Origin of the sequence: Schlegelella aquatica (assembly GCF_026013905.1) — a bacterium.
GTDB lineage: Bacteria > Pseudomonadota > Gammaproteobacteria > Burkholderiales > Burkholderiaceae_C > Caldimonas > Caldimonas aquatica.
Genome location: NZ_CP110257.1, coordinates 216,266 through 241,187 on the forward strand (window position 1 = coordinate 216,266; position 24,922 = coordinate 241,187).

The following is a 24,922-nucleotide window of genomic DNA, read 5'->3' on the forward strand; positions in this document are numbered from 1 at the left end:
GCCTCTTTTGGCGCACGGCCTTTGCCTGACTCGCGCACGAGGAGGCCGTGCAGTGCGATGACAGCGGCCCCGGGCCGATGGTCGGGAGGGCAACGTGAAGCGACTCGTATGGAGCGAGCTGCTGGGATGGACGCGCAATGCGACCGCCTTCGTCCTCGTGCTAGGAATGTTGGGGTGTGGCGGTGGTTCGGGCGCGGTGTCGGACATGCCAGCCAGTCGCGAGGAAGCGGCGCGCTTCCTGACGCAGGCCACGTTCGGGCCCACGGATCGCGACATCGACGCCGTGATGTCGATGGGTTATCGGGACTGGATCGAGGATCAGTTCCGGCGCGGGGGTGCGCCCGTGCACCGTGAGCACTGGGACCGAGCCGATGCGGAGATCAAGGCCGCGAACCCCGCGGGCAAGGCCGGCCAGCGCGAGGTGCTCGACAGCTTCTGGTCACGCGCCATCCGGGGGGACGACCAGCTGCGACAGCGCGTGGCGTTCGCGCTGTCGCAGATCTTCGTGATCTCGATGCTCGACGCTGGGGTCGCCGCCAATGCGCGCGGCGCGGCAGGCTACATGGACATGCTGGCCCTGCACAGCTTCGGCAACTACCGCGACCTCCTCGACGCGGTCGCACGGCATCCGATGATGGGCCTGTACCTCTCCCACCTGCGAAACCAGAAGGACGATCCCGCCACCGGGCGGGTGCCCGACCAGAACTTCGCCCGCGAGGTGATGCAGCTGTTCACCATCGGACTCAACCAGCTGCGCTCCGACGGCACGCCCGTGCTCGATGCACAGGGACAACCGCTGGAGACATACACCAGCGACGACATCGTCGGACTGTCCCACGTGTTCACAGGCTTCAGCTGGTACAGCGATCGGGACGAGGACGCCTGCTTCTACGGGCGATCCACCTGCCAGCATCCGGATCGTCAGTGGCATGGAATGCGCGCGTACGCGAAGTTCCATTCCACACGCGAGAAGCGGTTTCTGGGGCACACCGTGGCAGCCGGCACGAACGCCGAAGACAGCCTGCGCGCAGCCTTGGATGTGCTCTTCCATCACCCCAACGTCGGACCATTCATCGGCAAGCAGCTGATCCAGCGACTGGTGACGAGCAACCCGAGTCCTGCGTACGTGCAGCGCGTGGCAGCCGCCTTCGACGACAACGGCGCGGGCGTGCGCGGCGACATGAAGGCCGTGGTTCGAGCCATCCTGCTCGATCCCGAAGCCCGCAGCGAGGCACGGGCCCGCGATCCTGCCTTCGGCAAACTGCGCGAGCCGGTGCTGCGTCTGACGGCGTTCCTGCGCGCCTTCAATGCCACGTCCGACAGTGGACGCTACCTCGTTGGCATCACCGACGACGCGGGAACCTCGCTGGGACAGTCGCCCCTGCGCGCGCCCTCGGTCTTCAACTTCTACCGCCCAGGCTACGTGCCCCCGGGTACGGCCCTCGCCGCGGCGGGCCTCGTGGCGCCCGAGATGCAGATCACGCATGCTGCATCCGTCGGGGGCTATGCCAACTACATGCTGTCCGCCGTTCGCTACGGCGTCGGCCAGAACGGTGTGGACCACAAGGCCCCGCGACGTGACGTGCAGGTGGACTTCTCGGCCGAACTGGCGATCGCGGAGCACCCGGATGAGCTCGTCGAGCGCATGAACCAGCGGCTCCTGTACGGGCAAATGACCGAGGGCTTGCGCAACGAGATTCGCCGAGCCCTCGAGTCGGTCGCCATCCCTGTGCTCCCGCCGACCTCGTCGAACCTGGCGCAGATCCAGGCCGCCAAGCTCAAGCGCGTGCAGATCGCGGTGCTGCTGACGCTGGTGTCACCCGAGTTCGTCGTTCAACGGTAAGGGGAGTCCGCGATGGGTTTGATCTCTGCCTCGCGTCGGGAGTTTCTCCGTCGTGCCGGTGCTCTGTCCGCCGTGGGCGCTGCCGGTGGCCCGTTCGCTTTCAATCTCGCGACCCTCGGCGCCGCCGCCGCGCAGACTGCTCCAACCGACTACAAGGCACTGGTGTGCGTGTTCCTGCTGGGCGGCAACGACAGCTTCAACACCGTCTTGGCGACGGACCCTGATTCCTGGAGCGCCTACAACGCGGTGCGCCAGGGCCCCGGCGATGCCATCGCCCTGTTGCCACCCGGCGCGCCCGGGGACCCCGCCGCGGCGCCCGAGTCTCCGGCGCGTCTGGGCGGCGTGCTTGCTCTGGCACCTCAGCGAAGCGCGGTGGGTCGGGGTCTCGCGCTGCATCCAATGCTTGGCACGTTCCAGAGCATGTTCAACGTGGAGCGACGGATGGCCATCGTGGCGAACGTGGGGCCGCTCGTCGTCCCGACCAGCAAGGCGCAATACCGCCTGGCCCGCCATCCGAGGCCAGCGAAGCTCTACTCGCACAACGATCAGCAGTCGGCCTGGCAGGCGTTTGCCCCGGAGGGGGCCACGCTGGGCTGGGGCGGCCGGATGGCCGACTTGCTGCTCAGCCAGAACGACTGGGGCAGCCTCTTCACGGCCGTGTCTGCGTCCGGTAGCGCTGTGTGGCTGGCAGGGCGTGAAGTGCGGCAGTATCAGGTGAGCCCGTCGGGCCCGATCAGGATGGCGCTCGATGCCAGCCACCGGCTTCTGGGCAGCGCCGAGGCGGGCGCCGCGCTGCAGCGCATCGTTACCACGCCGCACTCGCTCAACCTGCTCCAGCGAGCCTACGCCGACACGAGCAAGCGGTCCATCGAGGCGGAGCGGGTGCTGAGCGTCGCGCTGGCGACGGTGGAGGGCTCGCCGGTGTTTGGCTCGGACGCCGACATGAACTACATCCACCCGCTGACCGGCGCTGCGACAAGGAACACCCTGGCCCAGCAACTGCGCATCGTGGCCAAGATGATCGCCGCGGCCCGAGGGCTGGGCGTCAAGCGGCAATTGTTCTTCGTCAGCTTCGGCAGCTTCGACACTCACGATTTCCAGAATCGCACCCACACCGACCTGATGGCCCGCCTGGCCCATGGTCTGCGCTACTTCGACACCTTGCTGGGGAACCTGAACGCGCGCGACAAGGTCACCACCTTCACTGCCTCGGACTTCGGCCGCACCTTCACCAGCAACGGCGATGGGACCGACCACGGATGGGGTGCGCACCACTTCGTGATGGGGGGCGCGGTGCAAGGGGGCGACGTGTACGGAACGTTCCCGACATACGGCCTGCGCAATGCCGCGGGCAATGACTTCAGCAGCCCTGACCAGGTGGGAGGCAATGGCTCGCTGTTGCCCAGCGTCTCGGTCGATCAGTACGCGGCGACGCTCGGGCGCTGGTTCGGCCTGAGCGAGCAGCAACTGCTCGACGTGCTGCCCAACCTGCGCAACTTCTCGCAGCGGGACCTCGGGTTCATGCGTTCGTGAGCGGCGTTCCGGCGCCCGGGCGGGCGGCGCTCACGTCGTGGTGGCCGGCTCGCGCTGGGGGCACTCGCGGCTGCGCACGTGCGCGTCGATCATGGCGCGCACGTCGTGCGTCCGCTGCACGGCCGGCATGCCGAGCAGGCGAAGGCGCAGCAGCCCGGTGACGAACACGAGCGTCTCCAGGGCGCCGATGCGAGGTGCGAGGCCCGGGCGCAACTGGCCCGCGCGCCGGGCGGCCTGGTAGGTGCGCTCGAGCTTGTCGAGGAACTCCTCGTTGCGCTCGATGTAGTCGGCCAGGTCCTTTTCCATCTCACCGACGTACTCGCACTTGAAGTTGAGGATCTCCATCGTGCAGCGCAGACACTCGTCTTGCTGCACGGTCGTCGTGATCTGCAGGAGGAAGTTGCGCAGCCGCTCCAGCGGGCTGGACGAGGGATCGACCAGCAGCGTGTAGTCCATCCGATCCAGGAAGGGGATCGTGACTTCCTGGCACATGGCCTTGAAGAGGTCTTCCTTGTTGGCGAAGTGCCAGTAGATGGCGCCGCGGGTCACGCCGGCGGCCTGGGCGATCTGTTCCAGACTGGTATTGCCGACACCGCGCTCGTGGAACACCTGGCGCGCCGCGGCCAGGATCCGTCGGCGGGTCTGCTCGGCTTCCTCTTTGGTGCGTCGGACCATGGCGGCTCGTCGCATCGGGGCGACGTACATACGTACAGGAATGTATGTATGATACCTCCCGCAGTTCGCCAGTTCCATCGTGGTCGTTCGGATTCCATCACGAATTCCGGCCGGCCGCCTTATCCATTGCGCTTACAGGTTCATCATGGCTCATCCGCACCTTCAGCTCCTGCCGTCCCGGCCGTCACGAGCGGCTCGCGCAGGGCGCCGGGGCCTCCTGCCTTCCTGGCGCTCCTCGTGCGGGGCGGCCCTTGCGGCCGTCCTGCTGTCGGCCGTCGTGCTGCTCAGCGGCTGCAGCGATCGCGGCGCGGGTGACGCGCGGGCGCAAGGCGCAGGCCCCGGGGGCGCGATGCCGGCCATGCCGGTCACGGTCCAGTCGGCACGCCTCGAAAGCGTGCCGGTGACGATCGAAGCCGTGGGTCAGGCCGAGGGCTCCAAGGAGGTCGAGCTGCGCGCGCGTGTCTCGGGCCTGCTGGAGCGCAAGCTCTACGAGGAAGGCCAGCGCGTCAAGGCCGGGGCACCGATGTTCCAGATCGAGCGGGCCCCGTTCGAGATCGCCTTGCAGCAGGCGCGCGCGAACCTGGCCCAGCGGGTGGCGCAGATGGAGCAGGCGCGCCGCGAGGCGCAGCGTCTCAAGCCCCTGGCCGAGCAGCAGGCGATCTCGCAGCGCGAATACGACGAGGCGGTCTCGAACGCCCGTCTGTCCGAGGCGGCGGTCGCCGCGGCGCAGGCGGCCGTGCGCGAGGCCGAACTGAACCTGTCGTACACCTCGGTCGTGGCGCCCATCTCCGGCATCACGGGGCGGTCGCAGAAGTCGCAAGGGGCTCTGGTGACGGCGGGCTCCGACAGCCTGTTGACCACCCTCACGCAGACCGACCCGATCTGGGTGCGGTTCTCGTTCTCGGAGGCGGAACTGGCGCGGCTGCGCCAATCCCGCAAGGCCGAGGTGCGACTGTTGGGCCCGGACGGCAAGCCATTCCTGACGCAGGGGCGGCTCAACTTCGCCGGCTCGACGGTGGACCCGCGGGTGGGCACCGTGCAATTGCGCGCCGAGTTCGCCAACCCCGAGCTGGCGGTGTTGCCGGGGCAGTTCGTGCGCGCTCAGGTGGTGGCCGGTCAGGTGCAGGGCTACAAGGTGCCGCAGTCGGCGGTCATGCAGACGGAGCAGGGGCGCATGGTGTGGGTGGCGCGCGAGGGCAAGGCCACCCCCGTCCCGGTGGAGACCGGTGCCTGGGTCGGCAGCGACTGGGTGGTCCACAAGGGTCTGAACGAGGGCGACCAGGTCATCGTCGACAACCTGATGAAGCTGCGCCCCGGGGCCCCGGTGGCGCCGCAACCGGCGGGTGCGGCCAGCCCGGGCGGGCCGCAAGGCACGGCCGCGTCTGTACCGGCCGCAGGGGCCCCGGGCGCCAGCGCGCCGCAAGGCGCCGGCGCGGCCCCGGCCGCTTCGCGGTGACGAGGAGCCGGGCATGTCGTCCAAATTCTTCATCGAACGGCCCATCTTCGCGGCCGTGCTGTCCATCGTCATCGTGCTGGCCGGGCTGGTGGCGCTGCGCATCCTGCCGATCGCGCAGTACCCGGAGATCGCCCCGCCCACGGTGACCATCACGGCCACTTATCCGGGCGCCTCGGCCGAGACGCTCGCGCGCACGGTGGCTGCGCCGATCGAGGAGCAGCTCTCGGGCGTCGAGAACCTGCTCTACTTCAACTCGACCTCCTCGTCGAACGGCACGGTCACGATCACCGCCACGTTCGAGGTCGGCACCGACATCGACAAGGCGACGTTCAACGTCAACAACCGCGTGCAGCTGGCCACGCCCCGGCTGCCCGACGAGGTGCGCCGCAACGGCGTGGTGGTGGCCAAGCGCTCGGAGAACTTCCTGCTCGTGATCGCGCTGAATTCGCCCCAGCGCACCCATGACGAGCTGTTCCTGTCCAACTACGCCACGCAGAACATCCTCGACGAGTTGAAGCGCATCCCCGGCACGGCCGACGTGCTGGTGTTCGGTGCGCGCGACTACTCGATGCGCATCTGGTTGCAGCCTGACCGCATGGCGCAGCTCGGCGTGACGACGGCCGACATCGCGGCGGCGGTCAATGCGCAGAACGCGCAGTACGCGGCCGGCAAGATCGGCGCCGAGCCCGCGCCCAAGGGGCAGGAGCTGGTCTACACCGTCACCGCGCGCGGGCGGCTGGTGCAGCCCGAGGAGTTCGGCGAGATCGTCGTGCGCGCGGCCGGCCCGAACGGCGTGCTGCGCCTCAAAGACGTGGCCCGCATCGAGCTGGGGGCGCAAAGCTACGACCAGTCCAGCACGGTCAACGGCATGCCGGCGATCGCGATCGGGGTGTTCCTGCAATCGGGCGCCAACGCGCTCGACGTGGGCGACGCCGTCAAGGCGCGCATGGCCGAGCTCAAGCGTGAGCGGTTTCCCGAGGACGTCGACTACCTCATCCCCTACGACACCACGCGCTTCGTCTCGGCCTCGATCCACGAGGTGGTCAAGACGGTGCTGGAGGCGGCGGCGATCGTGTTGATCGTGGTGTTCGTGTTCCTGCAGACCTGGCGCGCCACGCTGATTCCGATGCTCGCCGTGCCGGTGTCGCTGATCGGCACCTTCGCGGGCTTGTGGCTGTTCGGTTTTTCCATCAACACGCTCACGCTGTTCGCGATGGTGCTGGCCATCGGCATCGTGGTCGACGACGCCATCGTGGTGCTGGAGAACGTCGAGCGGCTGATGCGCGAGGAGAAGATGAGCCCGATGGCCGCCGCCATCGAGGCGATGCGCGAGGTCTCGGGCGCGGTGGTGGGCATCGTGCTGGTGCTGTGCGCGGTGTTCGTTCCGGTCGCGTTCATGGGCGGCATCGCGGGGCAGCTGTACCGGCAGTTCGCGGTGACGGTGGCCATCGCCGTGGTGCTGTCGGGCGTGGTGGCGCTGACGCTGACGCCCTCGCTGTGCGCGCTGCTGCTCAAGCCGCACGATGACGGCCACACGCGGCTCGAGCGGCTGTTCGCGCCCTTCAACCGGGGCTTCGACTGGGTCACCCGGCGCTTTCTCGGCGCGGTCGATCTGGCGCTCAAGCGCCGCATCCTGGCGCTCGGGCTCTTTGCGCTGATGCTCGGCGGTGCGGCCCTGTTGTTCACCCGGGTGCCCGGCAGCTTCGTGCCCGAGGAGGACCAGGGCTACATCATCGCCGCCGTGGTGCTGCCCGATGGCGCGACGCTGGAGCGCACGGCGCGCACGACCGAGCAGCTGCGCCTGATGAACGCGCAGAACCCGGCCATCGACAGCTTCTTCATCATCAACGGCTTCGACCTGATCGGCGGGGGCGCCAAGAGCAATGCGGCGACCATCTTCATCCCGATGAAGGGCTGGGAGGAGCGCGAGCAGACCACGCAGCAGCTCGCGCAGCAGGTCAGCGGCATGGGCTTCGCGTTGAAGGACGGGCTGGCCTTCGCGTTCAACCCGCCGGGCATCCAAGGCCTGGGGCAGGCTGGCGGGTTCGAGGTCTACGTGCAAGGGCGCGGCGAGAGCGACCCGCGGCGGCTTGCGCAGGTGACGCAGGACTTCATGGCCGCGCTCAACCAGCATCCGGTGCTCGCGGGCACGCAGACCTTCTTCCGCCCCACCGTGCCGCAGCTGCGCGTGGAGGTGGACCGCGAAAAGGCGCTCGCACTGGGCGTGCCGGTCAACGAGGTCTTCGCTGCGTTGCAGGCCCAGATGGGTTCGCTCTACGTCAACGACTTCAACCGGTCCGGGCGCATCTATCGGGTGACGATGCAGGCCGACGCCCCGTACCGCGCCAAGCCGGAGGACTTGGGGCGCCTCTACGTGCGTTCGCAGACGACCGGGCAGATGATCCCGCTCAAGGCGCTGATCCAGGTGGACACGGTGATCGGCGCCGAGCAGCTCGAGCGCTACAACGGCTACATCGCCGCCAAGGTGATGGGCAACGCCAAGCCCGGCTACAGCTCCGGCGAGGCGATCGCCGCGGTCGAGGAGGTCGCGCGCCAGGCGCTGCCACCGGGCTACAGCTACGAATGGACGGGCCAGGCCTTCCAGGAAAAGCGCACCGGCAGCGCGTCGGTGTTCGCCTTCGGCTTCGCGCTCGTGATGGTCTACCTCATCCTCTCGGCGCTGTACGAGCGCTGGGGCGTGCCGTTCGCGGTGGTGCTCGCGGTGCCGTTCGCGGTCACCGGCGCCTTGCTCGCGGTGTGGGTGCGCGGCATGGAGAACGACATCTACTTCCAGATCGGCCTGGTGGTCCTGATCGGGCTGGCCGCCAAGAACGCGATCCTGATCGCCGAGTTCGCCATGCAAGGCATGGAGCAGGGCAAGAGGGCGGCCGAAGCCGCGTTGGAGGCCGCGCGCTTGCGCTTTCGCCCCATCGTGATGACCTCGCTGGCCTTCGTGCTGGGCGTCGTGCCGCTGGTGTTCGCCACCGGGGCCGGCGCGGCCGCACGCCAGTCGATGGGCACCGGCGTGTTCGGCGGGATGCTGGTGGCGACCTTCGTCGCCCCGGTGTTCGTGCCGTTGTTCTTCACGCTGCTGGCGCGCAAGCCGCGGCCGCAGCACGGGCACACGCCCGGTGCGACCGAGGAGGTGGCGGTATGACGTGCTTCGCATGGACGGGGCGGCTGAAGGCTTGGCGCCGCGCGGCCCTCGCGCTCGTGCTCGCGTTGGCGGGCTGCGCCCTGGGGCCCGACTACCGGCGCCCGGCGGTCGAACTGCCGGCGCGCTTCCCGGGCGAGCCGGCCGCGACGGCCGAGGCGCCCCCGGCGATGCCGCATCGGTGGTGGGTGCAGTTCGAGGACGCCGAGTTGAACCGGCTGATGGAGCTCGCGCTGCGGCACAACAGCGACCTCCTGCAAGCGGCCGCGCGCGTCGAGCAGGCCGAGGCGCTGCTGCGCCAGGCGCGCGCCGCCCAGTGGCCCGGCGTCGACGCGGAAGGTGCCGCCAGCCGCGGACGCTCCAGCGCCACCACCGGGTTGCCCGGCGGCGGCGTGACGGCCAACAGCTTCCGGCTGGTCGCCACGACCTCCTTCGAGATCGACTTCTGGGGCCGGCTGCGCCGCGCCTCGGAGGCCGCGCGGGCCCAGGCGCTGGCGAGCCGCTACGGTCACGAGGTCGTGCGGCAGACCGTCGCGGGCCTGGTCGCCCAGAGCTACTTCAGCCTGCGCGCATTGGATGAGCAGATCGCACTGACGCGCGAGACGCTGCGCACCCGCGAAGAAGCCCTGCGCCTGCTGCGCCTGCGACTGCAAAGCGGGGCCGGGGGGCAGCTGGAGGTCGATCAGGCCGAAGGGCTGCGCGCCGATGCCGCGTTGCAGCTGCGCGAACTGGAGCGCCAGCGCGCGCTGGCGCAGTCCCGACTGGGGCTGCTGACAGGGCAGGCAGGGCTGGCGCTGGCGGAAGGCCGCGTGCGCAGCCTGCCGCTGCCGCCTGCGCCCCCCGCGGGGCTGCCCTCGTCGCTGCTCGAACGCCGGCCCGACGTACGGCAGGCCGAGCAACTGCTCGTGTCGGCCAACGCGCAGATCGGAGTGGCCAAGGCGGCGATGTTCCCGACGCTCTCACTGACCGGCCTGGCCGGCGGTCAGAGCGCCGAGCTCTCCGACCTGCTGCACAGCGGATCGCGCATCTGGTCGCTGGGCTTCGGCCTCACGCTGCCCCTTTTCGATGCGGGCCGCCGGCTGGCGCAGACCGAGCAGGCCGAGGCCCGGCAACGCGAGGCGCTCGCGGCCTATCAGGGCGCGGTCCAAGCCGCCTTCAAGGACGTGGCCGACGCGCTCGCCAACGTGCACGCTGCGCGCGAGTCGCAGGCCGAGGCCGAAGCCGGCGAGCGCGCCGCCACACGCGCGCTCGAGCTGGCGCACAAGCGCTACAACGCGGGCTACTCCGGCTACCTGGAGCTGCTGGACGCCCAGCGCACGGCCAACAGCGCGCGCCTCTTGACGGTGGCCAATCGCCAGGCCCAACTGGCCGCCACCGTGGAGCTGTTCAAAGCCCTCGGCGGCGGCTGGCGCGACGACGAGCCCGCCATCGGCGCGGCGCGCTGAGCCCCGAGCGGGGGCCCGCGCTACAGCGGCAGCCCCTCGCTGGTGGCCCAGCGCTCCATCAGCGTGTTGGACGGCAGCGATTCGTCGAGCAGCTTGCGCGCCGTCTCGATGCCGGCCACGGGCAGGCCCTTGGGGTCGAGCACGCCGATCTGCACCAGCACGCTGGCCTGATCCCAGTAGATGTGCTCGTGGCACAGCTTGTCGCCGCGGAACTGCACGATGGCCACGAGCGGGATCTCGACATAACGCCCCGTGGGCGGGATGCCCGGCAGCATCCAGTCGATCTCCATCGTGTGCGTGAAGCAGAACAGCAGTTCGTCGACGATCTGCGTGGCGCCGATGGTGCGCGAGATCGGGATGAGCTTCGTGTCCGGCGGGTTGCGGTCGACGAAGTGGTACTTGTAGAAGCGCTTGAGCTGGTCGTGGCCCACGCCGCCCGTCATCGTCGGGATGTGGTTCACGTACGGCTGAGAGACCATCGTCGCCATCGTCGCGTCGACGTCGCGCGTGGCGAACTCGTGTTCGCAATGCTTGTCCCACAGCGCCGACAGGTCGTGGTAGGGGCCGAGTTCGCGGCGCAGGGCCGCGACGGTGCGTTGCCATGCCATGCCCGCGGCCGTCTTGCTGTAGTGGGGCGAGGCGGGTCGGGCGAAGGCGTGGTCCACGCCCGGGTAGACGTAGGTCTCGCAGTCGGGCCGGCCGGCCAGCGCGCTCACGATGCTTTCGCGAGCCGGCGCCGGGCAGTAGGCGTCGAGCTCGGCCATGTGCAGCACGAGCCGCCCGTGCAGGTGCGAGGCCTCGTGCAGGTGCGAGGCCTCGTGCAGGTGCGAGGACTCGTGCAGGTGCGAGGCCTCGTGCAGGTGCTGCTCGATGCCCACCCCGTAGTAGCCGACGCTCACGTCCAGCTTGCCGCGGCACGCAGCAAGATAGGCGAGCTTGCCCCCCAGGCAGTAGCCGACGCAGCCCACCTTGCCGGTGCACTCGGGCCGTGACTTCAGGGCGCCGGCGGCGGCGAGCAGGTCTTGCACGCCTGCATCGACGTCGAAGCGCTGGTACAGCTCGAACGCGCGTTGCCATTCCTGCTCGCTGTAGCCGAGGTCGATGCCGGGCTCCAGTCGCCAGTAGAGATCGGGCACCAGCACGACGTAGCCCTCCGCCGCGAACGCGTCGGCGGTGCGTCGCATGAACTCGTTGATGCCGAAGATCTCCCGGCCCCCGGCAGTGGGGCGCGGCGCAGGCAGAATGGCCCGGAACCCCGCGCGGTGTCGGGGAACCCGGAAACGAAAACGCCCAACCGAGAACGGTTGGGCGCTGGAAAGTGGTGGTGTAGTCCTCACCAACGTCCAACCCGGATTCCGAACAGGATCGCAAGCCGGCGGGCTCGAGGGTGCGAATTCGGTGATCTGGACGCGCCCGCCCTCGCCAGGGTCACAGGTCGGCGACACGAAACCGCAGAAACGCCTTTACAGCACTTGCCGAGCTTGTCTTGTGCGCCTACCATTCGCTCATGGAGCAAGCAACTGAACGCAGTAATCGGATTACAGCGAAATGATGCTCGGGCTGATCAACATCGCTGAGGTCCGCATGGGCTACTCATTCCGCGGCCGCCTGGAAACGGATGCGGAAGGCGACGTCGCCGTGATTCAGATGAAGGACATCGACGACGCCAACCTCCTCCACCCCGAGGGCTTGGCGCGCATTCATATGCCCGATCTGAAGAACCGGCATCTGGTTCGCGCGGGGGACCTGTTGTTTCGGTCGCGGGGGGTGACCAATTCGGCTGCGCTCGTGGGGGCAGACATTGGCCGCGCCGTGCTGGCCGCGCCCATGCTTTTGATTCGGCCGAACACCGAGCTCGTCGAGCCCGCCTACCTGCAGTGGTTCATCAACCACCCGGCGACCCAGGCCGCGCTCGCAGGGCGGGCAGCCGGAACGGCCGTGAAGATGATCGGCAAGGGTGTGCTTGACAGTCTTGAGGTCGCACTGCCGCCGCTGGAGAGGCAGCGCCTCATCGTCGAGGTCGCACAGTTCTCGTCGCGCGAGGCGGCCTTGCTGGAGGAATTGAGGGGGCGCCGAAAGGCGCTGATCGAAGGAATCCTGCTGCGTGAAGCACAGGAGACCCGCTGATGGTCAGCGGGTGAGGAAGCCGGCCCGAGTACTGGACCTACTCAGACCGGCACGTCGTTCAACACAACGTTTGAGGCACCAATTATGGCCAACAAGGCTTCAACCAGCAACACGCGGCACGTCGTGCCGAACCCCAACGGTGGTTGGGACAACAAGCGCGGCGGGGCGACCCGTGCCGGATCTCACCACGATACCAAGCGGGAGGCCATCGACGCCGCGCGGCGCATGAGCCAACGCGAGGGGTCGGAACTGAAGATCCACAACCGCGACGGGAAGATCGGTCAGTCCGACAGCCACGGTAACGACCCCAGGAAGATCCCTGGCTGACAGAAAAGCGGGGCGGCCGGCAGCGGGCGCCCCGCCCAGCGACCATCAAGGAGCAAGGAATGACCGACAAGCTGTCTCAACAAGAAGTCAACGCCACCGCCTGGGCCGCGTGCGACACGTTCCGAGGGGTGGTCGATCCCGCGCAGTACAAGGACTACATCCTGGTGATGCTGTTCCTCAAGTACATCAGCGACCTCTGGAACGACCACTACGCTGAATACAAGGCGCAGTACGGCGATGACGACGAACGCATCCGCCGCAAGCTCGAGCGCGAGCGCTTCATCCTGCCGTATGTCGAGCTGAAGGATGCCGATACCGGCAAAGTACTCGACCGCTTCCTGGGCGACTTCAACGCGCTGTACGAGCGCCGCAACGAGCCCAACATCGGCGAGCTGATCAACATCGTGCTCGATCACATCGAGGACGCGAACAAGGCCAAGCTCGAGGGCGTCTTCCGCAACATTGACTTCAACAGCGAGGCCAACCTCGGCAAGGCCAAGGACCGCAACCGCCGCTTGAAGACCCTGCTGGAAGATTTCGCCAAGCTCGACCTGCGCCCCTCCAGGGTCTCCGAAGACGTCATCGGCAACACTTACATCTACCTCATCGAACGCTTCGGGTCCGATGCCGGCAAGAAGGCCGGCGAGTTCTACACGCCCAAGATGGTCTCGCGCCTGCTGGCGGCCTTGGCCAACCCCAAGCCCGGCGACCGCATCTGTGACCCCTCCTGCGGTTCCGGCAGCTTGCTGATCGAAGCCGCCCAATGGGTCGAGGCCCAAGGCAGTCACAACTACGCCCTCTTCGGTGAAGAGGTCAACGGTGCCACGTGGGCCTTGGCGCGGATGAACATGTTCATCCACAGCAAGGACGCCGCCCGCATCGAATGGTGCGACACGCTCAACAGCCCGGCGCTCATCGAGGGCGACCGGCTGATGAAGTTCAACGTCGTTGTCGCCAACCCGCCCTTCTCGCTGGACAAGTGGGGTGCGGAGCACGCGGACCACGACCGCTTCAACCGCTTCTGGCGCGGCGTGCCGCCCAAGTCCAAGGGCGACTGGGCGTTCATCACCAACATGATCGAACGCGCGCTGCCCCAGGAGGGCCGTGTCGCCGTCGTCGTGCCGCACGGGGTGCTGTTCCGCGGTGGCGCCGAAGGACGCATCCGCCGCGCGATGATCGAGGAAAACCTGCTCGATGCCGTCGTCGGCCTGCCCGGCAACCTGTTCCCGACCACCTCGATTCCGGTGGCCATCCTGCTGTTTGACCGCGCGCGCGAGAAAGGCGGCTCGCGCGAACACGTGCGCGACGTGCTGTTCGTCGACGCCAGCCGCGAGTTCATCCCCGGCAAGAACCAGAACCAGCTGTCCGAAGCACACTTCCAGAAGATCGTCTCGACGGTGGCCGAGCGCCGTAACGTCGACAAATACGCCTACGTCGCGCCGCTGGACGAGATCGCCGAGAACGACTTCAACCTCAACATCCCCCGCTACGTCGATACCTTCGAGGAAGAGGAAGAAATCGATGTCGCCGCCGTGCAGCGCGAGATCGAGCAGCTCGAGCGCGAGCTGGCCGAGGTGCGCGAGCGCATGCGCGAGCACCTCAAGACTCTGGGCGCGGAGGTGGCCTGATGGCGGGCGAACTCATCCTCTACACCACCGAGGACGGCGCGGCGAGTGTGCGCCTGCGCGCCGAAGGCGGCAGCGTCTGGATCACCCAGGCGGAGATGGCGGCGTTGTTCCAGACCACCCCGCAAAACATCACCCTGCACGTCAAGGCCATCTATGCCGAGGGCGAGCTCCAGCCCGAGGCAACTTGTAAGGAACACTTACAAGTTCGCCAGGAGGGCGGGCGGCAGGTCAGGCGGGCGCTCAAGCACTACAACCTGGACATGATCCTGGCCGTGGGCTACCGGGTGCGCTCCCTGCGCGGCACCCAGTTCCGCCAGTGGGCCACCACCCACCTGCGCGAGTACCTGGTCAAGGGCTTCGTCATGGACGACGAGCGCCTGAAGGAACCCGGTGGCTGGGACTACTTCGACGAACTGCTCGAACGCATCCGCGACATCCGGGCGTCCGAGAAGCGCTTTTACCAGAAGGTGCGCGACATCTACGCCACCGCCGTGGACTACGACCCCAAGTCCGAGGCCGCCCAGCTCTTCTTCAAGAAGGTGCAGAACAAGATGCTCTGGGCCGTTACCGGGCACACGGCGGCCGAACTGATCTCGGGACGAGCTGACCCGGCGCTACCGAACATGGGCCTCACCAGCTTCAAGGGCAGCCGGGTTCGCCAGGGCGACGTCACCATCGCCAAGAACTACCTGCAAGCCGCCGAAATCGACGAGCTCAATCGCATCGTCGTCATGTACCTCGACTACGCCGAGGACATGGCCCGCCGCCGCAAGCCCATGACCATGCGCGAGTGGGAGGACAAGCTCGACGCCTTCCTGCAGTTCAACGAACGGGACGTGCTGACCCACGCCGGCAAGATCAGCGCCCAGGTGGCCGAGCGACTGGCGCTGGAGCGCTACGAGACCTTCGATGCGGCGCGGCGGGAAGCGGCCCGGCTGGGGGCGGATGCCGAGGACATGGAGGCGCTGGAGCAGGTCGGGCGCACGCTGGAGGATAAGGGGCGGGGGAAGAAGAAATGAAGCGCCCAGCTGGTTGGGCAAACCTGCCCCTTCACCACCTTGCCGACGTGCGCACGGGCCTTTCCAAAAACGCTAAGCGAGAAGGGCCGACGGTGAGGCTCCCTTATTTGAGAGTGGCCAACGTACAGGATGGCATTGTTGATCTATCTGACGTGCAAGAAATTGAGGTGCCTGCCAGTCAAGTAGCACGCTTCACTTTACAGAAGGGCGATCTTCTGCTTATCGAAGGCAACGGAAACCCTGAAAACCTTGGGCGTGGTTGTCTCTGGGATGGCCAGATCAGTGACATCGTTCATCAAAATCACGTGTTCGCTGTCCGACCACGCCCCAATAGTCAATTGCTGCCGAAGTTTCTCGAACTTCAAGTCCAATCGGACTATGGCCGAAACTACTTTCTATCATGTGCCAAGGGGTCTACTGGCCTGTCGTCGCTGAACTCGACTCAGCTGAAGGAATTCCCACTCCTAGTTCCGCCGTATGAAGAGCAGTGCCAGATAACGGAAGTGGTAGGAGCCTGGGCCTCCGCCATCCAGAAAACCGAGCAACTGATCGAGGCGAAGGAGCGATACTACACCCACGAACTCTCGCGCCTCATCAGCCGTGGCCAGCATCCGCGCGGCCAAGTCGGTTCTTTTGCCCACGAAATATCTGAGCGCAATCGCGATGGCAATGAGGCCCGCGTCCTGAGCGTCACCAATTCGCGGGGTTTCGTCCTGCCGGAAGATCAGTTCGAGCGCCGTGTCGCCAGCGCCGACTTGTCTAATTACAAGGTGGTGCGGCGCGGGCAGTACGCCTACAACCCCTCCCGTATCAACGTTGGCTCCATCGCCCGGCTGGACGACTGGGATGATGGCGTGCTGAGTCCGATGTACGTGGTGTTCGGGCTCGACGAGACCAAGGTCGATTCCGATTATTTCCGACACTGGCTTGATTCCCACGAGGCGCGGGAACGCATCAAGAAGAGCGCCCAGGGCAGCGTGCGCGAAACCGTGTCCTTCAGCGAGTTTGCCAGCCTCTCCATTCCCTTGCCCGACCTCGCCACCCAAACCGCCATCGCCCGCTATCTCAATACGCTACGCCAAGAAATCACCCTGCTTTCCCGCTCTCTTACCGCCCTCAAACGCCAAAAACGCGGCCTGATGCAAAAGCTTTTGACCGGCAAGTGGCGCGTGCCCGTCACCGAAGTGGAGGTCACATGAAGTTTGCGTACGTCGATGAATCGGGAGATGCCGGCGAAGGCGACGTGTTCGTCATGGCAGGGCTGCTGATCGATGCGTATCGGCTGCGCAAATACACCAGCCAGTTCGATCAGGCCCTTTCCGCATTCCTGGCAAAGCACCCGGGCGCCCCGAAAGAACTGAAGACCAAGGCCTTCATCAACGGCAGAGGCGGATGGAACGTTGTTGCGCCCGATGAACGCAAGCAGTTCCTGACCGACATTTGCGACCTGGCCGTCGAGGTATCGAAGATATACGGCTTTGGCATGTCCTTTCAGGCTTTCAACGCGGCGTGCGCTGGGGGCGCCTACGCGATCCCAGGCTCGAAGGACTACTGGCCCTTGTTAGGCATGTTCATCTGCGGCCTGATCCAAAAGAAGATGCAGACGCAGTCAAACAACAAAGGTTTGTCCGTCATCATCTTCGACGACAACAAGGTCCACATGCCCAAGCTGTCGGACGGTCTGTACTACGCGAATCCCTGGTTCGATGGACTCTACCAGCAGAGCAAGACCGTGAAGGGCAAAACAGTGTGGCAACCGCTCAAGCAATCCGAGCGCTTCGACCAGGTCATCAACACCGCATTCGCGATCAAGTCGGAACATTCCTCGCTCGTACAAATTGCCGATGCGGTTTCGTACGTGTATCGCAGATGGCTGGAGCTCACGGCGCTACCGGAAGCCTATTCGGGAGAAAAGGCATTCTATGAGGGGCTGGTTCACAAGCTCGATAGCCGCAGGGAAAGACTAGGGCGTACGCCGAAAACCGAGTGCGTCGACTTCTACAACGCGATCAAGCACCCGGCGTGGGTGATCTGAGGGAGGCTGACGATGAGCAAAACAGAACTCCGGGGCATTGGCGAGGCATCCGCCTTCGCGCACAGGGAACCCATGCGGGTCCGCGAGCGGGAACTGCTTCGTGTCGCGGCCGCACTTTCGGGCGCTGACCCCGTTGCCGCAGCCAAGGCAGCCCGAAATGAGGTGCTGTCATGGGCGGCGAAACAGGTTGGCGATCAGTTGCCTGCTGCTGCGGCAGAAGGGCGATCTTTCGAGCATCTTCGGGGCGGTCGAACCTGCCTTGGAGCGAGCTTCGAAGACAGCCACCGTGCGCTGTGGGCCCTGCGGGTGGATCGGCCGGATGCAAACGTCGCCCAGCGCACCTGGACCACCGAGGCTGTCATTGGGTACGCCCCGACCAACGGACCTGCCCTGTTCAGCCTGCGGCTACTGGTCAGCACGCCGGAGGTATTCCTTCGCATTGAACCGTCTGTGCCTGGATTGGTGCGGCAGGTCGCGACGGCTTGCGGTCTGCGGCACGGTGACGCTCGCATCGATGGACTCCCTTGGTTCATCACGTCTCAGGTCGACGCGGAGGACTTGGTCGGTGAACTGACAAACCCCGGCCGCGCCGTGCCCTACTTGGTGTGCTCGGTCGCTGAGGGCGAAGTCGCTCCCCGGCTCGATGTTCGCTTGCTCGCAAAGGCCGCCCTGGGCATTGCAAGGGTGGTTGTCGTTCCGTCGGCCCTCACCTGGGTCCTGACGGAGCAGCTTGGCAAGGCCCGGTCGGTTTACAACGGCGCTGTGCGCGCCTATATGCCGGGGTTCTCGCAAGATGCGAACCCGTATGCACACCGACTGTTCTTCATTGAGCAAACGGACCATGAACGGGCAAGGTCGACGCTCACGGCGCTGCGTTGGCTTGTTGCGAATGAGAGCTTGCGTCGCCTGCGGTTGGGCGACGATGTCGTTGCCTTTTCTGCGGTTCGGGAATCGAGTCTCGACTTGGAGCGGGAACGGCTGAAGCAGGCCGGTTCGTCGGATGCGGAGCAGCTCAAGGCCGCTCAGATCCAGATCGATGCGTTGAAGGACGATCTGGAACGCTCCAGGGCCGAGGCTGAACAGTGGCTGTCCGAGTACGAGCGCGCTGACGAAGAGGCTCAGAACTATCAGCAGCAACTGCGTGGTGCCCAATTCAGGATTCAACGGCTGCTGGCGCAGATCAAGGAACGCGGCGATGAGCCAGATTCAGCCGTCCAACTCCCAGAAAGCTGGGACACATTTGCCGATTGGTGCGACGAGATCCTCAGCGGCCGCGTCATGCTCTCCGGCAGGGCCCGCCGAGAGACCAAGTCTGCCGATTTCGATGATCCGAAAACGGCAGCCCGCTGCCTGCTATGGCTGGCCAATGAGTACCGCGATTCGCGAATGAATGGTGCCGCCGGAGATCTCCGCAAGCCCATCGCCGATGGCATACACAACGAGCGCTGCGGTGCCGACAGCTTTGACTTCGCCTGGAATGGTCGCCAGGTGCCAGTCGAATGGCACATCAAGAACGGCGGCAACACCCGCGATCCAAGGCGCTGCTTGCGCATCTATTACTTTTGGGACGAAGAGAGCCAGGTTGTTGTGATCGCCACGATGCCGGCCCACGTTCGGACGGGAGCGACCTGACATGGAAGGATTTCGATTCAACGAGAAGTACCTGTCGCAGATCCCTGCCCTGCAGGTCTTGGTCAACCTGGGCTACACCTATCTCACGCCCGAGCAGGCGCTGGCAGCAAGGGGTGGCAAGCTTGGGCAGGTGCTTTTGGAGGAGGTGCTGCGCGAGCGGCTGAAGAAGAACAACCGCATCCAGTACAAGGGGAAGAGCTATCTCTTCTCCGAGGAGAACATCCAGACCGCCATCCAGCGCCTGAAGAACGTCAAGTACGACGGCCTGCTGAAGACCAATGAGGCGATCTATGACTTGCTGACCCTGGGCGTGTCGCTGGAGCAGTCCATCGAGGGGGACAGCAAGAGCTTCACACTCAACTACATCGACTGGAAGAACCCGGCCAACAACGACTACCACGTCACCGCCGAGTTTCCTGTCGAGCGGACGCGCAGCACCGAAACCTGCCGCCCGGACATCGTGCTGTTCGTCAATGGCATCCCCTTTGCGGTGATCGAGTGCAAGTCGCCCAAGGTGGAGGTCGGTCAGGCGGTGTCGCAGATGATCCGCAACCAGCGTGAGGAGTACATCCCTAAGCTTTTTACCTACACGCAGTTGCTTCTGGCCACCAACAAGAACGAGGTGCGCTATGCCGCGACGGGCACGCCGGCGAAGTTCTGGGCCTTGTGGCGCGAAGACATTCCAACAGAGGAATTGCGAGCCGTACTCGACCGGCCCCTGCCCCTCGAGGCCAAGGCGGGCCTGTTCGATCTGATTTGGGATGGCAAGTCCCTGCGCGAACCGGAAGTGGACAAGGCGTGGGCTGTCACCGAGCAGGATCGCATGCTCTACGCCTTGTGCCGCCCGCAACGCTTGCTCGACCTGGCGTTTCGTTTCACGGTGTTTGACGGTGGTATTCGCAAGATCGCCCGTTATCAGCAGTTCTTTGCCGTCCAGCGTGTGCTCGAACGGGTCAAGCACCGGGACGAGGTGGGGCGGCGCTTGGGCGGCATCATCTGGCACACGCAAGGATCGGGCAAGTCGCTGACGATGGTGATGTTGGCCAGGGCACTGGCGCTGGACCCCGACATCCGCAACCCGCGTATCGTCCTGGTGACGGACCGGGTGGATTTGGACAAGCAGCTCGGCAACACCTTCGCCGCCTGCGGCCTGACGCCAGACCGGGCGGACAGCGGGCGCCACTTGCTGGAGCTGGTCTCCGAGAACAAGGCGCACATCGTCACCACGCTCATTCACAAGTTCGACAAGGCGCTGTCGGTCAGGAAGCACGTCGAGGAATCGGCCGATATCTTCATCCTGGTCGATGAGAGCCACCGCACGAACTTCGGCGGCTTTGCCGCGCGCATGCGCCAAATGTTCCCGATGGCCTGCTACCTGGGCTTCACCGGGACGCCGCTGATGAAGAAGGAGAAGAACAACTTCGCCAAGTTCGGCGGCTTGATCGATACCTACGCCATCAATCAGGCCGTCAAGGACGGCGCGGTTGTCCCTCTGCTCTACGAGGCGCGGCATGTGGAGATGGAGCAGAACGAGAAAGCCATCGACACCTGGTTCGAGCGCCACACCCAGGGCCTGACGGACGCGCAGAAGGCGGACCTGAAGAAAAAGTACAGCCGGGCGGAGATGCTCAACAAGGCCGACCAGGTGATCTACATGCGCGCCTTCGACATCAGCGAGCACTTCCGGCAGAACTGGCAGGGAACGGGTTTCAAGGCCCAGCTCGTCGCCCCGAGCAAGGCGGCTGCGCTGACCTACAAAAAGTTCCTCGACGAGATCGGGCACGTGACCAGTGACGTCATCATCTCACCGCCGGACACTCGGGAAGGCAACGAGGAGACCGACGACAACCCGACCGATGAAGTGGTCGCCTTTTGGGAACGGATGATGAAGCGGTATGGCTCCGAGGAGGAGTACAACAAGCAGGTCATCAACCTGTTCAAGCACGGCGACGAGCCGGAGATTCTCATCGTCGTCGACAAGCTGCTGACCGGCTTCGACGCGCCACGCAACACGGTGCTGTACTTGACGCGCAAACTGCGCGAGCACACGCTGCTTCAGGCGATCGCGCGCGTGAACCGGTTGTATGACGACGACGAGGGCAGGCAACCCAAGGAGTTCGGCTACATCATCGACTACGCCGGCATCCTGGGTGAGCTCGATCAGGCGCTGACCACTTATAGCGCACTCGATGGATTTGACGAGGCAGACCTTGCGGGGGCTCTGGTTAGCATCAATGAGGAAGTGGCCAAACTGCCCCAGCGTCACGCCGATCTTTGGGACCTCTTTAAAGAGGTCAAGAACCAGCACGACGAAGAGGCCTACGAGCAGCTGCTGGCTGACGAAAAGCTGCGCGAGTCCTTCTACGAGAGACTGGCGGCCTACGGCAAGACGCTGTCCATTGCGATGTCGTCTGAGCAGTTCATCGCATCGACCTCCGAGAAGAAGCTCCAGTCGTACAAAAACGATCTGAAGCGGTTTACGAACCTGAAGGCGTCAGTCAAGTTGCGGTACGCCGAGTCGGTGGATTACCGCGACTTCGAGCCCAAGATCAAGAAGCTGCTGGACACGCATATTTCGGCAAACGAAGTGGTTCGCCTGAATGAGCCCGTGAACATCTTCGACGAGAAAGCGTTCAAGCAGGTGGTCGAGGATCAAGGTGAAGCTAAGGCTACGGCAGCCAAGGCAGACATGATCGCGCACGCGACCAAGAAGGCCATCAGCGAGCGCTTGGAACAGGACCCCGCGTTCTACGAGAAGTTCTCCAAACTCATTCAGCAGGCCATCGACGACTTCCGTGCCAAACGCATCTCCGATCTGGAATACCTGAACAAGGTCAGTGAGATCAAGGATGCGGTTGTCAACCGGCGCAGTGACGATGCCCCGGCGCAGTTGGCCGGTAACGACAATGCCCTTGCTTTGTACGGCGTTATCAAGCCCTATGTCCTCGGCCATGTGAAGGCGGAAGAGACAGCAGCGACGCTTGCTGCCGACTCTGCTGTCGACATCTGGTCGATCATTCAACGCAACAAAAAGGTGGGCTTTTGGGACGACTTGGACGCGCAACGTCGAACGATGAACGAAATCGACGACTACCTGTACGACGAGGTCAAGGACAAGAAGGGTGTCCCTCTGACGACCGGCGAGATGGACGACATCATCGACCGGACGATGCAGCTCGCCAGGCATCGGATGGCGGTATGAGCGACAGAAGCGGCTTGGTCTGCTACGGCGACGAGGTTATCCGCTATGAGATTGTCGAGCGCCCGTCGAGACGAACACTGGGCATCGAGGTGCACCCCGGAGGGCGTGTTCTCGTGCTTGCCCCCAGGGGGTGCGATGACGCAACCATAGACGAGAAGCTTCGCTTGCGGGCAGGGTGGGTCAGTCGTCAGCTGGCAACGTTCTCTCGGTATGAAAGACACACCGCGCCCAGGCAGTATCTCAGCGGTGAATCGCATCGCTACCTGGGCCGACAGTATCGTTTGCGTGTCAAGGCAAACGACTCGGATGCCCGTCAGGATCATGTAAAACTGACCCGTGGCGAGATGTGGGTCATCAGCCAGGGAGAGCTTCCTCCCGCAAAGGTCAAGGCGCTCCTGCGACACTGGTATCTTGGTCGAGCCCGTGAGGTGTTCGATGCTGTGCTGACGGATGCCTTTGATACGTTCCAGCGACTTGGGCACGAGAGGCCACGCATCGCAGTACGCGAGATGCGTAGCCGATGGGGAAGCTTGTCTCCTGGTGGGCAGATGACCTTGAACTCACGGTTGGTGCAAGCCCCTCGGCCCTGTGTCGAATATGTGATCGTCCACGAGTTGTGCCACTTGATTCACAAGAACCACAGCTCGGAGTTCTTTGCCTTGCTTGGACAGGTCATGCCGGATTGGCAGATCCGCAAGCAAAGGCTCGAACAAGCCCTGCTGTGATTATTGAACCAGCAAGACTGCTTCGGCATTTCGTCGAGCGACCAACTCGGGCAGCGCTCTCCCGCCACCGTAGACCCAGCGCCTCAGCTCTGTCGCGGCCGTCTCCCAGTCCCGCTCATTGACCACCACCGCGTCGCCCATCCCCAGCACCAGCCGCCCCGAAGGCAGGCGTCCGACCGGGTGGCGCACGGTGGGCGCGAAGCGGCCGCTCAGGATGCCCTGGGCGTCCGTCAGCTCCACGCGCTCGCAGCGTGCCGCTTCCCAGGGCAGAAAGGTGCGCAGGATCGCCAGGCTGCGCTCCAGGTGCTCGGCCGGCGTGCGCACGTCGGCCCAGCAGTCCATCGGGCCGCCGGGCAGACCCTCGAACACCATGATCTCGCACGGTCCGCTCAACGTCAGCGCGCCAAAGCCCCAGCCAGACCCGGGCGCAGATGCACTGAAAGGCCGCGCTGCTCGGCCGGCAGCCGGGTGGGGGCGTCAGTTCGAGGCGATCGCGCGCCGCAATTGCACGGCCTCGGCCACATGCGACGTGCTGATGGCCTCGCTGCCCGCCAGATCGGCCACCGTGCGGGCGACCTTGAGCACCCGGTGCAGGCTGCGTGAAGACCACCCCAGCTTCTTCGCGGCGGACTCCAGGAAGCGGCCCGCCGCCTCGTCCGGCCGCAGGTGCACATCGAGCTGCGCCCCCGCGAGGTGCGCGTTGAGCTGCCCCTGGCGGGCGAGCTGGCGTTCTCGCGCCCGGGCCACCCGCTCGGCCACGGCGGCGCTCGGCTCGCCCGGCGGCGCGTGGAGCAGCTCCTCGGGCGGCACGGCCGTCACTTCCACCTGCAGGTCGATGCGATCCAGCAGCGGTCCGCTCAGCTTGGCCTGATAGCGTGCGACCGCATCCGGCGTGCATCGGCACGCCTGCAACCGCGAGCCGAGATGCCCGCAAGGGCAGGGATTCATCGCTGCGACGAGCTGGAAGCGGGCCGGGAACTCCGCGCGCTGCGACGCCCTCGAGATGGTGATCTGCCCCGTCTCCAGCGGCTCACGCAAGGCCTCCAGGGCAGGCCGCGGGAACTCCGGCAGCTCGTCGAGGAACAGCACGCCGTGGTGGGCGAGGGAGATCTCGCCGGGGCGCGGCGGCACGCCGCCACCCACCAGCGCCACCGACGAGGCACTGTGGTGCGGGCAGCGCAGCACGCGCTGGCGCCAGCGCCGGGGCTCGAAGTGGCCGGCCAGGCTCAGCACCGCGGCCGATTCCAGGGCCTCGTCCACCTCCAGCGCCGGCAGCAGACCAGCGAAGCGATGCGCCAGCATCGACTTGCCCGTGCCGGGCGGGCCGACGAACAGCAGCGAGTGCCCCCCGGCCGCGGCGACCTCCATCGCCCGCTTGGCGGCATTTTGGCCCTTCACGTCGCGCAGGTCGGGGTGCACGGGCTCGGCCACGGCCAGTTCGTGCTGCACGCGCACCCAGCCCGCTTCTGCGGAGGCAGCACGCTCGGGATGCAGCGAAGCGACCACGTCGAGCAGGTGCCGCGCGCCGTAGACCTGGGCGTCCGGCACGAGCGAGGCCTCGCGGGCGCTGTCCAGCGGCAGCACCATCGCGCGTTCACAGCCCTGGCGCCGCAGCGCGACGCTCATCGCCAAGGCCCCGCGCACCGGGCGCAGGTCTCCGGCCAGCGACAGTTCCCCCGCGAACTCGAACGGCGCCAGCCGCTCGGCGTCGAGCTGCCCGCTGGCCGCCAGGATGCCCAGCGCGATCGGCAGGTCGAATCGGCCCGATTCCTTCGGCAGATCGGCCGGCGCCAGGTTGACCGTGATGCGCTTGTTGTGGGGGAACTCCAGCCCGCTGTTCAGCAGGGCCGCGCGCACGCGCTCGCGCGATTCCTTGACCTCGGTGTCCGCCAGGCCCACCAGCGTGAAGGCCGGCAGGCCGTTGGCGAGGTGCACCTCGACGGTGACGGGCGGTGCCTGCAGCGCGGCCAGCGCGCGGCTGTGGATGACGGCAAGAGACATGAGGCGACGAATGCGAACGAGATGCGGATTCTCGCGTGCAGGCAGCGCCCGCTCGCGCCCGTGCGCCTCCCCCTCATTGGGGGGGCGCGCCAAACCGGTGCGCGGCCGGGGCCGAGCCGG

General features: G+C 65.9%; 18 protein-coding genes and 1 pseudogene. 14 read left to right on the forward strand and 5 right to left on the reverse strand.

Features of this window, described 5'->3' with window-relative positions; translation table 11 throughout:
* The first annotated feature begins 94 nt into the window (after positions 1–94).
* Both OMP39_RS00975 and OMP39_RS00980 read left to right on the forward strand, forming a co-directional pair.
* Positions 95–1,843, forward strand: coding sequence for a DUF1800 domain-containing protein (locus OMP39_RS00975; RefSeq protein ID WP_264892963.1), 1,749 nt, complete (start codon positions 95–97; stop codon positions 1,841–1,843).
* A 12-nt stretch (positions 1,844–1,855) separates the two neighbouring features.
* The gene (locus OMP39_RS00980) at positions 1,856–3,376 is read left to right on the forward strand and encodes a DUF1501 domain-containing protein (RefSeq protein ID WP_264892964.1); all 1,521 of its coding nucleotides are present in this window, start codon (positions 1,856–1,858) and stop codon (positions 3,374–3,376) included.
* A gap of 30 nt (positions 3,377–3,406) precedes the next feature.
* Here the strand turns inward: OMP39_RS00980 and OMP39_RS00985 are convergent, their stop codons facing one another.
* Positions 3,407–4,051, reverse strand: coding sequence for a TetR family transcriptional regulator (locus OMP39_RS00985; protein ID WP_280925518.1), 645 nt, complete (start codon positions 4,049–4,051; stop codon positions 3,407–3,409).
* A 358-nt stretch (positions 4,052–4,409) separates the two neighbouring features.
* Between OMP39_RS00985 and OMP39_RS00995 the strand changes: the two genes are divergently transcribed.
* From OMP39_RS00995 to OMP39_RS01005, 3 genes are read left to right on the forward strand one after another with little or no spacing between them, the layout of a single operon-like run.
* Positions 4,410–5,507: an efflux RND transporter periplasmic adaptor subunit gene (locus OMP39_RS00995; RefSeq protein WP_264892965.1), complete on the forward strand. Its 1,098-nt coding sequence runs from the start codon at positions 4,410–4,412 to the stop codon at positions 5,505–5,507.
* A gap of 13 nt (positions 5,508–5,520) precedes the next feature.
* The gene (locus tag OMP39_RS01000) at positions 5,521–8,664 is read left to right on the forward strand and encodes an efflux RND transporter permease subunit (RefSeq protein ID WP_264892966.1); all 3,144 of its coding nucleotides are present in this window, start codon (positions 5,521–5,523) and stop codon (positions 8,662–8,664) included.
* Positions 8,661–10,106, forward strand: a complete 1,446-nt coding sequence (locus OMP39_RS01005) for an efflux transporter outer membrane subunit (RefSeq protein WP_264892967.1) — start codon at positions 8,661–8,663, stop codon at positions 10,104–10,106. The genes OMP39_RS01000 and OMP39_RS01005 overlap by 4 nt, the downstream gene beginning before the upstream one ends.
* Before the next feature lie 20 nt (positions 10,107–10,126).
* Here OMP39_RS01005 and OMP39_RS01010 read toward each other — a convergent pair whose 3' ends face one another.
* Positions 10,127–11,350 (reverse strand): dienelactone hydrolase family protein, encoded by a 1,224-nt coding sequence (locus OMP39_RS01010; RefSeq protein WP_425340681.1) that lies wholly within the window; start codon positions 11,348–11,350, stop codon positions 10,127–10,129.
* Positions 11,351–11,654: 304 nt separating this feature from the next.
* Between OMP39_RS01010 and OMP39_RS01015 the strand changes: the two genes are divergently transcribed.
* The 9 genes from OMP39_RS01015 (at position 11,655) to OMP39_RS01055 (ending at position 22,801) form a co-directional block, all read left to right on the forward strand.
* Positions 11,655–12,233, forward strand: a complete 579-nt coding sequence (locus OMP39_RS01015) for a restriction endonuclease subunit S (protein ID WP_264892968.1) — start codon at positions 11,655–11,657, stop codon at positions 12,231–12,233.
* A gap of 84 nt (positions 12,234–12,317) precedes the next feature.
* Positions 12,318–12,560, forward strand: coding sequence for a DUF2188 domain-containing protein (locus tag OMP39_RS01020; RefSeq protein ID WP_264892969.1), 243 nt, complete (start codon positions 12,318–12,320; stop codon positions 12,558–12,560).
* Between the two features lie 59 nt (positions 12,561–12,619).
* Entirely contained in the window at positions 12,620–14,188 is a 1,569-nt protein-coding gene (locus tag OMP39_RS01025; protein ID WP_264892970.1) for a type I restriction-modification system subunit M, read from the forward strand.
* Entirely contained in the window at positions 14,188–15,207 is a 1,020-nt protein-coding gene (locus OMP39_RS01030; protein WP_264892971.1) for a virulence RhuM family protein, read from the forward strand. The genes OMP39_RS01025 and OMP39_RS01030 overlap by 1 nt, the downstream gene beginning before the upstream one ends.
* Positions 15,204–16,406, forward strand: a complete 1,203-nt coding sequence (locus OMP39_RS01035) for a restriction endonuclease subunit S (RefSeq protein ID WP_264892972.1) — start codon at positions 15,204–15,206, stop codon at positions 16,404–16,406. The genes OMP39_RS01030 and OMP39_RS01035 overlap by 4 nt, the downstream gene beginning before the upstream one ends.
* On the forward strand, positions 16,403–17,242 hold the full coding sequence (locus tag OMP39_RS01040; RefSeq protein ID WP_264892973.1) for a DUF3800 domain-containing protein: 840 nt from the start codon (positions 16,403–16,405) through the stop codon (positions 17,240–17,242). Before OMP39_RS01035 ends, OMP39_RS01040 begins: the two co-directional genes overlap by 4 nt.
* Before the next feature lie 12 nt (positions 17,243–17,254).
* The gene (locus tag OMP39_RS01045) at positions 17,255–18,874 is read left to right on the forward strand and encodes a hypothetical protein (protein ID WP_264892974.1); all 1,620 of its coding nucleotides are present in this window, start codon (positions 17,255–17,257) and stop codon (positions 18,872–18,874) included.
* Between the two features lies 1 nt (position 18,875).
* Positions 18,876–22,076 (forward strand): type I restriction endonuclease subunit R, encoded by a 3,201-nt coding sequence (locus tag OMP39_RS01050; RefSeq protein ID WP_264892975.1) that lies wholly within the window; start codon positions 18,876–18,878, stop codon positions 22,074–22,076.
* The gene (locus OMP39_RS01055; RefSeq protein WP_264892976.1) at positions 22,073–22,801 is read left to right on the forward strand and encodes a M48 family metallopeptidase; all 729 of its coding nucleotides are present in this window, start codon (positions 22,073–22,075) and stop codon (positions 22,799–22,801) included. The genes OMP39_RS01050 and OMP39_RS01055 overlap by 4 nt, the downstream gene beginning before the upstream one ends.
* Here OMP39_RS01055 and OMP39_RS01060 read toward each other — a convergent pair whose 3' ends face one another.
* The 3 genes and pseudogenes from OMP39_RS01060 to OMP39_RS01070 all read right to left on the reverse strand — a co-directional run bounded on the left by OMP39_RS01060 (position 22,802) and on the right by OMP39_RS01070 (position 24,802).
* Positions 22,802–22,942 (reverse strand): glycoside hydrolase family protein, encoded by a 141-nt coding sequence (locus OMP39_RS01060; protein WP_425340682.1) that lies wholly within the window; start codon positions 22,940–22,942, stop codon positions 22,802–22,804.
* Positions 22,916–23,209 (reverse strand): annotated as a pseudogene (locus OMP39_RS01065) (styrene monooxygenase/indole monooxygenase family protein); the annotation flags it as partial. The gene OMP39_RS01060 and the pseudogene OMP39_RS01065, both read right to left, overlap by 27 nt.
* 69 nt (positions 23,210–23,278) lie before the next feature.
* Entirely contained in the window at positions 23,279–24,802 is a 1,524-nt protein-coding gene (locus tag OMP39_RS01070; RefSeq protein ID WP_264892977.1) for a YifB family Mg chelatase-like AAA ATPase, read from the reverse strand.
* Positions 24,803–24,922 lie beyond the last annotated feature (120 nt).

Bases quoted from the DNA above. Each gene is read 5' to 3' on its own strand.
- OMP39_RS01000 (WP_264892966.1), top strand. From the start codon at position 5,521: ATGTCGTCCAAATTCTTCATCGAACGGCCCATCTTCGCGGCCGTGCTG.
- OMP39_RS01035 (WP_264892972.1), top strand. From the start codon at position 15,204: ATGAAGCGCCCAGCTGGTTGGGCAAACCTGCCCCTTCACCACCTTGCC.
- OMP39_RS01055 (WP_264892976.1), top strand. From the start codon at position 22,073: ATGAGCGACAGAAGCGGCTTGGTCTGCTACGGCGACGAGGTTATCCGC.
- OMP39_RS01025 (WP_264892970.1), top strand. From the start codon at position 12,620: ATGACCGACAAGCTGTCTCAACAAGAAGTCAACGCCACCGCCTGGGCC.
- OMP39_RS01030 (WP_264892971.1), top strand. From the start codon at position 14,188: ATGGCGGGCGAACTCATCCTCTACACCACCGAGGACGGCGCGGCGAGT.
- OMP39_RS01070 (WP_264892977.1), bottom strand. From the start codon at position 24,802: ATGTCTCTTGCCGTCATCCACAGCCGCGCGCTGGCCGCGCTGCAGGCA.
- OMP39_RS00995 (WP_264892965.1), top strand. From the start codon at position 4,410: ATGCCGGTCACGGTCCAGTCGGCACGCCTCGAAAGCGTGCCGGTGACG.
- OMP39_RS01020 (WP_264892969.1), top strand. From the start codon at position 12,318: ATGGCCAACAAGGCTTCAACCAGCAACACGCGGCACGTCGTGCCGAAC.
- OMP39_RS01045 (WP_264892974.1), top strand. From the start codon at position 17,255: ATGAGCAAAACAGAACTCCGGGGCATTGGCGAGGCATCCGCCTTCGCG.
- OMP39_RS00985 (WP_280925518.1), bottom strand. From the start codon at position 4,051: ATGGTCCGACGCACCAAAGAGGAAGCCGAGCAGACCCGCCGACGGATC.
- OMP39_RS01060 (WP_425340682.1), bottom strand. From the start codon at position 22,942: ATGGGCGACGCGGTGGTGGTCAATGAGCGGGACTGGGAGACGGCCGCG.
- OMP39_RS01040 (WP_264892973.1), top strand. From the start codon at position 16,403: ATGAAGTTTGCGTACGTCGATGAATCGGGAGATGCCGGCGAAGGCGAC.
- OMP39_RS01005 (WP_264892967.1), top strand. From the start codon at position 8,661: ATGACGTGCTTCGCATGGACGGGGCGGCTGAAGGCTTGGCGCCGCGCG.
- OMP39_RS01050 (WP_264892975.1), top strand. From the start codon at position 18,876: ATGGAAGGATTTCGATTCAACGAGAAGTACCTGTCGCAGATCCCTGCC.
- OMP39_RS01015 (WP_264892968.1), top strand. From the start codon at position 11,655: ATGATGCTCGGGCTGATCAACATCGCTGAGGTCCGCATGGGCTACTCA.
- OMP39_RS00980 (WP_264892964.1), top strand. From the start codon at position 1,856: ATGGGTTTGATCTCTGCCTCGCGTCGGGAGTTTCTCCGTCGTGCCGGT.